General features: G+C 42.8%; 3 protein-coding genes. All 3 read left to right on the top strand.

Annotated features, from left to right (window positions below; all coding sequences use genetic code 11):
• Nucleotides 1-587 (top strand): sensor histidine kinase (locus tag QUA27_RS26390; protein WP_333071921.1); only part of this gene is annotated, 587 nt, incomplete at its 5' end.
• 85 nt (nt 588-672) lie between these two features.
• Nucleotides 673-6108, top strand: a complete 5436-nt coding sequence (locus QUA27_RS26385; RefSeq protein WP_333071919.1) for a trifunctional serine/threonine-protein kinase/ATP-binding protein/sensor histidine kinase — start codon at nt 673-675, stop codon at nt 6106-6108.
• Nucleotides 6109-6185: 77 nt separating this feature from the next.
• Nucleotides 6186-11645, top strand: coding sequence for a trifunctional serine/threonine-protein kinase/ATP-binding protein/sensor histidine kinase (locus QUA27_RS26380; RefSeq protein WP_333071916.1), 5460 nt, complete (start codon nt 6186-6188; stop codon nt 11643-11645).
• The last annotated feature ends 454 nt before the right edge of the window (nt 11646-12099 follow it).

Genomic DNA, 12099 nt, shown 5'->3' with positions numbered 1-12099 from the left:
TGTCTGCGGCCTGTGACAGGCTGAAAAATATCAGTACCAGCCTCCGCACTTTCTCGCGTGCCGATCGAGATTATAAAGTTCCTTTCAACATTCATGAAGGCATGGATAGTACGCTTTTAATTCTCAAACATCGCCTCAAAGCTAATCACCAACGTCCTGCCATTGAAGTGATTACCAACTATGGAGATTTACCGATGGTCGAGTGTTTCCCCGGACAACTCAATCAGGTATTTATGAATATTATAGCTAATGCCATTGACGCATTGGACGAATCGAATACCGGGCGAACAATGGCAGAAATCAAGGCTCATCCCAATCGAATTATCATTCAAACATCGGTGGAAAATCAGTTAGTAAAAATTGCCATTGCCGATAATGGTAGTGGCATGGATGAATCGGTCAAAGAAAAGATATTTGACCACTTATTTACAACCAAAGCAGTCGGGAAAGGAACGGGATTGGGTTTGGCGATCGCTAAGTCGATCGTTGTCGAAAAACATGGAGGTTCCATTCATGTCAATTCTCAAGTTGGCAGGGGAACAGAATTTGTTATAGTCATACCAATCCAGGCAGAGAAAATCAGTTAACAAAGTTTCCAGGCACGTTAACTCAACTTTTGCCTTCCGGTTCGCACAATTGTAGCAAATCGCTCATTAAACAGGAACTAGAATAATGAATAACTTGGATAAAAACACGGTGCAACTCGACGACAATACGGACGTAACCATTCAAATCCCCAACTATCAAATCAACCAAATAGTTTATGCGGGGAGTCGAACATTAGTTTATCGAGCGATTCGGATTGCTGACGGATTACCTGTCATTATCAAGCTGATGAAACGGCAATATCCTACTTTTAGCGAATTAGTGCAGTTTCGCAATCAGTACAGCATTGCCAAAAATCTAGATATTGCCGGCATTGCCAAACCCTACAGCTTGGAACCTTACCACAACGGATATGCCCTAGTCATGGAAGACTTTGGCGGCATTTCCTTAGAAAAATTTACGCAAAAAAATCCGCTCTCCTTAGACGAGTTTCTTCAGATTGCCCTGTCATTAACCGATATCGTTCACTGCATCCATCAACAACGAGTCATTCACAAGGATATTAAACCGGCCAATATCCTGATTCACCCCGATACAAAACAAGTTAAATTAATTGACTTTTCTATCTCAAGTTTACTGTCGAGAGAAACTCAACAAATTCAGAACCCTAACGCTTTAGAAGGAACTTTAGCCTACCTTTCGCCAGAGCAAACCGGACGGATGAATCGAGGGATAGATTATCGCAGTGACTATTATTCATTAGGGATTACCTGGTATGAATTATTGACGGGAAATCTACCGTTTAAGTCCAACGATCCGATGGAGTTGGTGCATTGCCATATTGCGAAACAACCCGATGGATTTCATAGAGAAGAAATTCCCCAGGTGCTTGTGGATATGGTGATGAAGCTGATGGCGAAGAACGCCGAAGAGCGCTATCAGAGTACCTTGGGAATTAAAAATGACTTAGAAAAATGTTTAGTTCAATTGCAGGAAACGGGAAAAATTGAAAATTTTCCAATTGCACAGAGAGATTTAAGTGATCGCTTCATCATTCCCGATAAACTCTATGGAAGAGAAACAGAAATAGAAACTTTACTTCAAGCATTTGAGCGAGTCAGCTTAGGCACAACAGAAATGATGCTAGTTGCGGGTTTTTCCGGCATTGGAAAAACCGCCGTTATCAACGAAGTTCACAAACCAATTGTCAAGCAACGCGGTTATTTTATCAAAGGAAAATTCGACCAATTTCAACGCAATATTCCCTTTAGTGCTTTCGTCCAAGCATTCCGAGATTTAATGGAGCAATTGCTGACCGAATGTGACGATCTAATTCATCAATTGAAACATAAAATATTAGAGGCAGTCGGCGAAAATGGTCAAGTAATTATTGAAGTCATTCCCGAACTGTCAAGAATTATTGGCGAACAAACACCAGCGATAGAATTATCAGGAACGGCGGCAGAAAATAGATTTAATTTACTATTCCAAAAATTTACGCAAGTTTTCACCAGTGCATCACATCCATTAGTCATGTTTTTAGATGATTTGCAATGGGCAGATTCGGCATCGCTGAAGTTAATGCAGCTATTAATGGCTGATACAAGTCATCTTTTCATTATTGGTGCGTACCGTAATAACGAAGTCAATCCAGGACATCCATTAATGCTGACTTTGAGTGATATTCAAAAAACTCAAGCTACAATCAATACAATAACTCTAGCACCACTGACTCAAGAGCAAGTCAATAAGTTAGTAGCTGATACTCTCAAATGTTCAGAAAATTTGGCAGGTTCTATTTCTCAATTAATCTATCAAAAAACCAAAGGAAACCCATTTTTCGTTGTCCAGTTCCTCAAAGCATTACATCAAGATGGATTAATTAATTTTGATTTTGAGTTGGGTTGTTGGCAATGCGACGTTACTCAAGTGACAACTCAAGCAGTTACAGATGATGTTGTGACCTTTATGGGTTTTCAATTGCAAAAACTACCGCAATCCACCCAAGATTTATTAGAATTAGCAGCTTGTATTGGCAACTCTTTTGATTTAGCAACTTTAGCAATTGTTTCTCAACAATCAGAACTTGAGACAGCTAGTGCTTTGTGGAAAGCATTACAAGAAGGATTGATTTTGCCGATAGGAGATGTTTACAAGTTTTATATTGGGCAAGAAAATCAAGCACGTATATCGGAAAATCAACTGATTGTTAAATACAAATTTTTACACGATCGCGTTCAGCAAGCTGCCTATTCGCTCATTCCCGACGAGCGAAAGCAAGAAACTCATCTCAAAATCGGACGATTACTGCTGCAAAATTTCTCAGAAACCGAAGAAAAAATATTCGATATTGTCGGACATTTCAATAGAGGAGCGGACTGTCTCGCTCAACTGCAAGAACGGCAAACATTAGCGCAACTGAACTTAGCAGCGGGACGTAAAGCCAGAAATTCTACCGCCTACACGGCGGCTAGAGTTTATCTACAAACAGGGCTTGAGTTACTCGCAGTCAACTGTTGGAAAAGTCAATATGAATTGACTCTAAATTTATACGTTGCTGCCGCAGAAGTTGCCTATTTGAATAGCGATTTTGAGGGAATGGAACGGATGACTGAACTGGTATTACAAAAAGCTCGGACGATTTTAGATAAAGTTGAAATTTATGAAATTTTAATCGTCGCTCAAACAGCCAAAGGCAATGTATTAGAAGCGATCGCGATAGGCAGAAAAGCGCTACAACAGTTAGGATTTGAACTACCTGGGGAAGCCGACGCAGCCTCTACCGACAGAGCGCTACAAACTCTTGTCACCCAACTTCAAGACAAACAGATTGAAGAACTGGTGGATTTGCCAGCGATGAGCGATGCCCACGCGAGGGCTGCCATGCAACTGTTAGGAAAGTTATTTGCTCCCATTTTTTTGGGAAGGCCCAGTTTGCTACCCTTGCTCAGTTCGATGATGGTGAATTTATCGCTTCAGTTTGGGAATACATCCGCATCGACGGTAGGGTATGCAATTCACGGGCTAGTATTATGTGCCTTTTTGGAAGAGGTAGAAACGGGCTATCAGTTTGGTAAATTGTCGATTGAGTTGCTAGAACGGTTAAATGTCAGAGAGCTCAAAACTACTATTTTAGCTTTTTTTGGCAGTTTTATTCAGCCTCAGAAAGAAGCTTGGAGGGCAACGATACCGACGTTAAAAGAGAGCTATATTGCTGGCAGGGAAACGGGCGATTTTCTCCAAGCTGCCTACAGCATACTTTGTTACTTCCATCACAACTTGCTCGGCGGGATAGAACTGAGTATTTTGGAAGCTGAAATCCCCGTTTACATGGCTGTTTTAACTCAATCTAAACAATATATTGTCCGGAATTATACAAGCATTGTTTGGCAAACTGTACAGAATTTCAGGGAAATAGGAACTGGCTCGGATTGCTTAATTGGCAATGTATACGATGAAACGGTGATGCTTCCCAAGCATGAGCAAGATAAAGATTTTACCGCGATCGCGATCGCCTATATCTACAAACTGCTGCTGGCTTATTTCTTTGGCAATTACACTGCGGCTTTAAACTACAGCACTCAAGCCCAACAGTATTTAATGGCACTATCGGGAATGATCTTTGTTCCGATTTTCCATTTCTATTCCGCTTTGACGCAGCTAGCACTTTGCCCCACCCAACCAGAAACCGAGCGAGCTGAAGTTCTCAATCGGGTGGAAACCGAGCAAGCCATTCTGCATCACTGGGTGCAGAATGCTCCCACGAATCATTTGCATAGATGGTATTTAGTTGAAGCTGAACGCCATCGAGTCTTGGATGAAAAAATAGCAGCAATTGAATGTTATGACAGAGCGATTTCTCTGGCTAAAGACAATCAATTTATTAACGAAGAAGCACTTGCTAACGAACTTTTTGCTAAATTCTATCTCGACTGGGGTAAAGAAAAAGTCGCTCAAGTCTATATGCAAGAAGCCTACTACTGTTACGCGCGTTGGGGCGCAGTTACCAAATCGATCGATCTGGAGCAACGCTATCCCCAACTGTTAGCTCCTATTTTGCAACAGGTACGATCGCCCCTCAACTATTGCGAAACTCTTATAGCTACTACCACGATTAGCCCCTCGCACTCCAGTGCAGGGAATTCGCGTACTTCAACTAGCAGTGGTTTTTCAGCCGCACTGGATCTGACGACCCTCTTCAAAGCCTATCAAACTCTCTCCAGCGAGATCGAACTCGAAAAGCTTTTCTCCACGCTATTGCATATCGCGATCGAGAATGCTGGAGCCGATCGCGGTGCTTTGTTGCTCCTCAAAGAAGACAGGCTGTTCGTTGAGGCGATGATGAGTCTGGAACAACAACCAAACCTATTGCGATCGCTACCGGTAGAAGAGACTCAGGAACTCCCGATTTCGTTGATCAATATCGTCAAACGCACCTTGCGACCTACAGCGATCGCGAATGTGATGGTGCATCCTTTGTTACTAGCCGAGCCTTATATTATCCGTCAACAGCCAAAAAGCCTGTTGTGTATGCCAATTCTGCATCAAGGCAAACTGCTAGGCATATTGTATCTGGAGAATCATCTGGTGACTGGAGCCTTTACCAGCGATCGCATCGAAATCCTCAATCTTCTGTCTACCCAAGCTGCAATCTCCCTAGAAAATGCTCGTCTTTACCAGCAAGCGCAAGATGCGCTCGCTCACTTGGAGGAAATGCAACTGCAACTCGTACAGAGCGAAAAAATGTCTGCTTTGGGGAATTTAGTTACGGGAGTGGCGCACGAAATTAATAATCCATTGGGTTTCATTGCCAGCAACCTCAAACCCGCCCAGGAATACGTACAAGACTTGTTCGGACTCATTGATTTGTTCCAGCAGAAGTTAACCCCTTACGATGCCGAGATCGAAGAGGAAATTGAAGCGATCGAGCTGGAGTATTTGCGAGAAGATTTGCCGAAGTTAATTGAGTCGATGAATTTAGGAGTGGAGCGAATTCACGATATTAGCACGAGCTTGAGAACCTTTGCCAGAGCAGACAAAGATTATAAGGTTTCGTTTAATATTCACGAAGGAATTGACAGTACCATCCTGATTCTCAAACACCGTTTAAAAGCGAACGAGAACCGGCCGGCTATTAAAATCGTGAAAGAATACGGCAACTTGCCACCCATTAATTGCTTTCCCGGACAGTTAAATCAGGTATTTATGAATATCCTCGCCAACGCGATAGATGCTCTGGAAGAATCCAATCAAGGGCGAAGTTTTAGTGAAATTAAAGTCAGTCCGAATCGCATTACAATTCGGACCCGGATGACGAACGAAAAATGCGTGACGATTGGGATTTCCGACAATGGAATTGGCATGACAGAGGAGGTGAAACAGCAGATTTTCGATCGCCTGTTCACCACCAAAGCAGTCGGTCGGGGAACGGGTTTGGGAATGGCGATCGCTAAGTCTATCGTAGTTGAACAACATGGCGGTTCAATTCAAGTTAATTCTATACTAGGATCGGGAACCGAATTTATCATCACCTTACCAACTCGGGCAGATAAAAATAGTTAACTTTTCCCTAGCCTTCAGCCTTCCGAGTCACTTAACATACAAACAGCTCATCAAAAATTAATTAAACAACAATAGCTATGAATAACTCCCCCATAAATCACAATCCCAACACAACCAGTCAAATTCTCAACTATCAAGTTATCCAAACAATTTATGACGGAAATCGCACCTTAGTTTATCGGGCAGTCCGTACCAATGACCAACAACCTGTGGTCATCAAACTCTTGAAAAACGAATATCCTACCTTCAGCGAACTGGTGCAATTTCGCAATCAGTATACGATTGCTAAAAACCTTTGTCAATCTGGAATCATTAAAACTTATAGCCTAGAACCATATCAAAATGGCTATGCGTTATTGATGGAAGATTTTGGGGGCATTTCCTTGAAAGAATGGGCATTGACAGGAGAAAATGCCTTATCTTTGAGAGATTTTTTAGAAGTCGCGATCGCCCTCTGTAATGCCTTGGATATTTTATACAGCGAACGCATCATTCATAAAGATATAAAACCCACGAATATTCTGATTAATCCCTCAACTAAGCAAGTCAAATTAATCGATTTTAGCATTTCCTCTTTACTACCAAAAGAAACCCAAACTCTCATCAACCCCAACGTATTAGAAGGAACACTCGCTTACATTTCTCCCGAACAAACTGGCAGAATGAACCGAGGAATTGACTACCGGACTGATTTTTATTCAGTTGGAATCACATTTTATGAATTGCTGACCGAAGAGTTGCCATTTCAATCAAAAGACCCGATGGAATTAGTGCATTGCCATATCGCCAAAGCAGCACCATTAGTACATGAAATCAACCCAAAAATTCCGTCTGTAATTTCAGAAATTATCAGCAAATTGATGGCAAAAAATGCGGAAGAGCGCTATCAGAGTATCTTTGGACTGAAAGTCGATATAAAAAAATGTTTAGATCGGCTTAAAGAAACTGGGGAAATTCAGAGCTTTGAAATTGGGCGACACGATGTGAGCGATCGCTTCCTGATTCCCGAAAAACTTTACGGTAGAGAAGTGGAAATTGCACTCCTCCTAGATGCCTTCGATCGCGTGGCGAATGGCACTTCAGAAATCATGCTAGTTGCAGGCTTTTCCGGAATTGGAAAAACCGTCGTTGTGAACGAAATTCACAAACCCATCGTGCGGCAACGAGGCTATTTCATCAAAGGTAAATTCGATCAGTTTGGGCGCAACATACCCTTCTCGGCCTTCTTGCAAGCATTACGGGATGCGATCGCGCAACTGCTCTGCGGAAGTGACGAGCAACTGGAGCAATGGAAAGCAAAAATTCTCTCAGCCTTGGGAGAAAACGGACAACTCATTATTCAAGTCCTTCCCGAACTCGAACGCATAATCGGTCAACAACCACCCGTTTCCGAACTCTCTGGCGATGGCGCGCAAAATCGTTTCAACTTAATATTCCCGAAGTTCCTTCGGGTGTTTGCGACCCAAGATCATCCCTTAGTGATTTTCCTCGATGACTTGCAATGGGCGGATTCGGCATCGCTGAAGTTGATGCACCTGTTGATGAGCGACCCCGATATGGGCTATTTGCTGTTGATTGGCGCTTACCGGGACAACGAGGTGAGTGCCGCTCATCCCTTGCTACTGACACTGGATGAAATTTACCAAACTAATGCCGTTATTAACACCATCGCGATCGCACCTTTAAGTCAATCTGACCTCAACCAATTGGTCGCAAACACTCTAAGTTGTTCGCCAGAAGTGGCTGCATCGCTGACAGAATTGGTGTATCAAAAGACCAAAGGCAATCCCTTCTTTGCGACTCAATTTCTCAAAGCACTGTATGAAGACGGATGGATTACTTTCAACTGCGAACTCGGTTACTGGCAATGCGATATTGCTCAAATTAGAAGGCTGACTCTCACCGATGATGTTGTGGAGTTCGTGGCACTCCAGTTACAGAAATTGCCTCCTGCTTCTCAAGAAGTGCTAAAACTTGCTGCTTGCATTGGCAACTCGTTTGACTTAGCAACGCTCGCGATCGTACATGAAAAATCGCAGACCGAAACTGCTTCAGAATTGTGGAAAGTCTTGCAAGAAGGATTGGTTTTACCCACTAGCGAAGTGTATAAGTTTTTTCAAGCAGACGACAATGAGTTGCGGGTAATGGATGACCATCAAGCCTCTATCACGTCACCGATAATTAATAACCTATCATCAACTTACAAATTTCTGCACGATCGCGTTCAGCAAGCCGCTTATTCCCTGATTCCAGACGAACAAAAACAGATCGTTCACCTCAAAATTGGGCAACTGTTACTGACTCATACACCCGCCATCGAACAGGAGGGAAAACTGTTCGAGATCGTTAACCAACTCAATATTGGTAAATCCCTAATTGTTCATACAGCCGGACAAATAGAACTCGCCCAACTCAATTTAAAAGCCGCACAAAAAGCTAGAGCCGCCATAGCTTATACAGCTGCCTTCGAGTATTGCACGACAGGTATTGATTTGCTGCCCGAACAGCGCTGGCAAACCCACTACAATTTAACTTTAGCCCTTTACGAAGCTGCTACTGAAGCTGCTTACCTGAGTGGCAACTTTGAGCGCATGAAACAATTGGCAGCAGTGATTACAAAATGCTCTACAACGCTGTTAGATACGGTCAAGGTCTATGAAGTTCAAATTCAAGCCGCTCAAGCCCAACATCAATTTCTAGAGGCAGTAGAGATCGCCCTCAAGATTGTAGAGCGTTTGGGAATTACTCTTCCGCAGCAACCCAGCCAATCGGATATCGCTAAGGCATTCGAGACAACTAAATCTATTTTGGCTGGAAGGCAACCGCTGGATTTAATGACGCTGCCGCAGATGACAGATCCTAACAAGCTAGCAGTTGTGCGAATTCTTGCCGCTGTATCTTCAATTGCCTTTGTTGCAGCGCCAACGCTGTTACCGTTTATTGTCCTAGAACAGGTCAATTTATCCGTTCAATATGGCAATAGTTCATTTTCAAGCAATGGTTATGCCTACTATGGATTGATGCTTTGTGGAGTCATAGGAGACGTAGAGACTGGTTATCAGTTCGGACAACTGGCATTAAAGTTGCTCGAATACTTCAATACGAAAGAGTTAATAGCTAGAGTCTATGTTGGAGTTCACTTTAGCGTCTGGCATTGGAAAGAGCCACTTAGAAAAAGTCTGCCCTATTTCCGGGAAGGCTATCAAATTGGCCTAGAAACAGGGGATTTGGAAGCAGCAACTATTTGTGCGTTCGGTTATGTCATGCACTCCTGGTTTGTCGGTAAAGAACTGGTCGAACTGAGTCGGGAAAGTGCTGCTTTCCACGCTCAACTCACTCAATTCAACCAATCAGGACTTTTCAGCCATCTCACTATTTTTCAGCAAGCGATTTTAAATTTAATTGGAAATGCACCTGAGGCGTGGCAGTTGACTGGAGATGCTTTCGATCGTGAGGAAATGCTGCCAACGATAGAGCAATCGGGCGATCGCACTGCCCTGTGCTATTTCTACGTGAGCCAACTTATTTTATATTATTTATTTGGGAAATTTGAAGAAGCGGTTGAAGCCGCGATCGCTGGTGAAAATTACCTAAGTGGTGCGACGGGATTGTTTGTAATTCCCCTGTTTCATACCTACGATTCTTTAGCGCATCTAGCAATTTATTCTCAAGTTTCTGAAGTCGAACAACAAAACATTTTTCGACGAGTAGCTAAAAACCAAGAAAAAATGAAAAACTGGGCAGATCTCGCCCCAGCCAATCACCTACACAAATTTTATTTAGTTGAAGCCGAACGATACCGAGTTTTAGGACAAAAATCGGAAGCATTAGAATTCTACGATCGCGCGATCGCTTTAGCGAGCGAAAATGAATATTTCCAAGAAGCTGCCCTTGCAAATGAATTAGCAGCCAAATTCTATTTAGAGTGGGGAAAACCCCGCGTTGCTAGAGACTACCTGCACGATGCTTACTATAGCTATGCCCGGTGGGGAGCCACAGCTAAGGTGAGCGAGCTGGAGCAATCCTATCCGGAACTTTTGGCATTAATTTTGCAATCGGATGAATTGCAACTCGCATTACAAACAACGCTTCATGCAACGCATACCATTACATCCTACACGATTAGCAGCCAATCATCTACCTCCAGTAACAGCATATCTGCCGCATTAGATCTAGCAACGGTTCTCAAAGCTTCCCAAACACTCTCTAGCGAAATCCATCTGGAGCAATTGCTCTCGACGCTACTGCAAGTGGTAATTGAAAACGCTGGCGCAGACAAATGTGCTTTGTTGTTGCTCAAAGAAAACCAATTGGTCGTCGAAGCAATTAGCACGGTGACTTATTGCTCTATCATCCAACCAATTCCCATCGAAGCGAGTTGGGAAGAGATTCCGGTTACTTTTATCAATAGCGTCAAGCACACTTTAAAAGTGTCAGTAGTTAGCAACGCTACCGCTCATCCTTTGCTAATGGCCGATCCTTATATTATCCGCCAGCAGCCTAAAAGCTTGATGTGCTCTCCGATTATTCATCAGGGTAAATTTTTGGGCATTCTTTACTTGGAAAATAACCTGGTTATTGGAGCCTTTACGCGCGATCGCGTTGAAATCCTCAATCTCCTGTGTACTCAAGCTGCTATCTCGCTTGAAAATGCTCGCCTCTATCAGCAAGCACAAGATGCTCTCACTCACTTGGAGGAAATGCAACTGCAACTCGTACAGAGCGAGAAAATGTCTGCACTCGGCAATCTTGTAGCTGGAGTTGCTCACGAAATTAACAATCCGGTTGGCTTTATTGGTGGAAATCTTAAACCAGCCAGAGAATACATTAAAGACTTGTTCGGGCTGATTGACTTGTATCAGAAAAAGCTACCGGATCCCGATGCCGAGATCGAAGAGGAAATTGAAGCGATCGAGCTGGAGTATTTGCGAGAAGATTTGCCGAAGTTAATTGAGTCGATGAATTTAGGGGTCGAGCGAATTCACGATATTAGCACGAGCTTGAGAATCTTTGCCAGAGCGGACAAAGATTATAAGGTTCCGTTTAATATTCACGAAGGAATTGACAGTACCATCCTGATTCTCAAACACCGTTTAAAAGCGAACGAGGACCGGCCGGCTATTAAAATCGTGAAAGAATACGGCAACTTGCCACCCATTAATTGCTTTCCCGGACAGTTAAATCAGGTATTTATGAATATCCTCGCCAACGCGATAGATGCTCTGGAAGAATCCAATCAAGGGCGAAGTTTTAGTGAAATTAAAGTCAGTCCGAATCGCATTACAATTCGGACCCGGATGACGAACGAAAAATGCGTGACGATTGGGATTTCCGACAATGGAATTGGCATGACAGAGGAGGTGAAACAGCAGATTTTCGATCGCCTGTTCACCACCAAAGCAGTCGGTCGGGGAACCGGGTTGGGAATGGCGATCGTTAAGTCTATCGTAGTCGAAAAACATGGCGGAACAATTAATGTAAATTCCACCTTAGGGGGAGGAAGTGAATTTGAGATAGTGTTACCTATTACTGAATAAAAGTAGAAGACATTCTTCATCATTTTAGGTTTTAGTAGATTGAAGAACTGCGAAAGAAAGATGATTTGATGATTTAAAACACGGGCTTACAGTGGCATTTTGTTAATTAGTAGGTGAAGTAAAATTTTGAGGAGGACCAAGAAGGAAAAAGGTGATTCATTTTTCCTTCTTGCTCATTTCCTTTGTCGAGTTTAACCGAAAGCATCCAGCATACAAGCCGCCGTATTCATCTGTGGATAAATAAAAAACCTGTATCCGATGAAAGTTGCCCCCCGAATTGATCCGTGAGGTCAATGCTTCAATTCTTTAATCTAAAATATAAAATTAATTGACTTTCTTGAGTACGATCGACTAATTTGTATTTGAAAAAATCCATAATAACAATACTCCGGACAGTTTTTAAGCAGCCAGAGTACCATAAGACAAGACTGAAGGAAGATTTGGATGATTTAAA

It is taken from the genome of Microcoleus harperi Pol14_C6 (assembly GCF_036701295.1).
Lineage (GTDB): Bacteria > Cyanobacteriota > Cyanobacteriia > Cyanobacteriales > Microcoleaceae > Microcoleus.
Note: the sequence above shows the minus strand (reverse complement) of the source record. Positions and strands in the feature narration are given on the sequence as shown.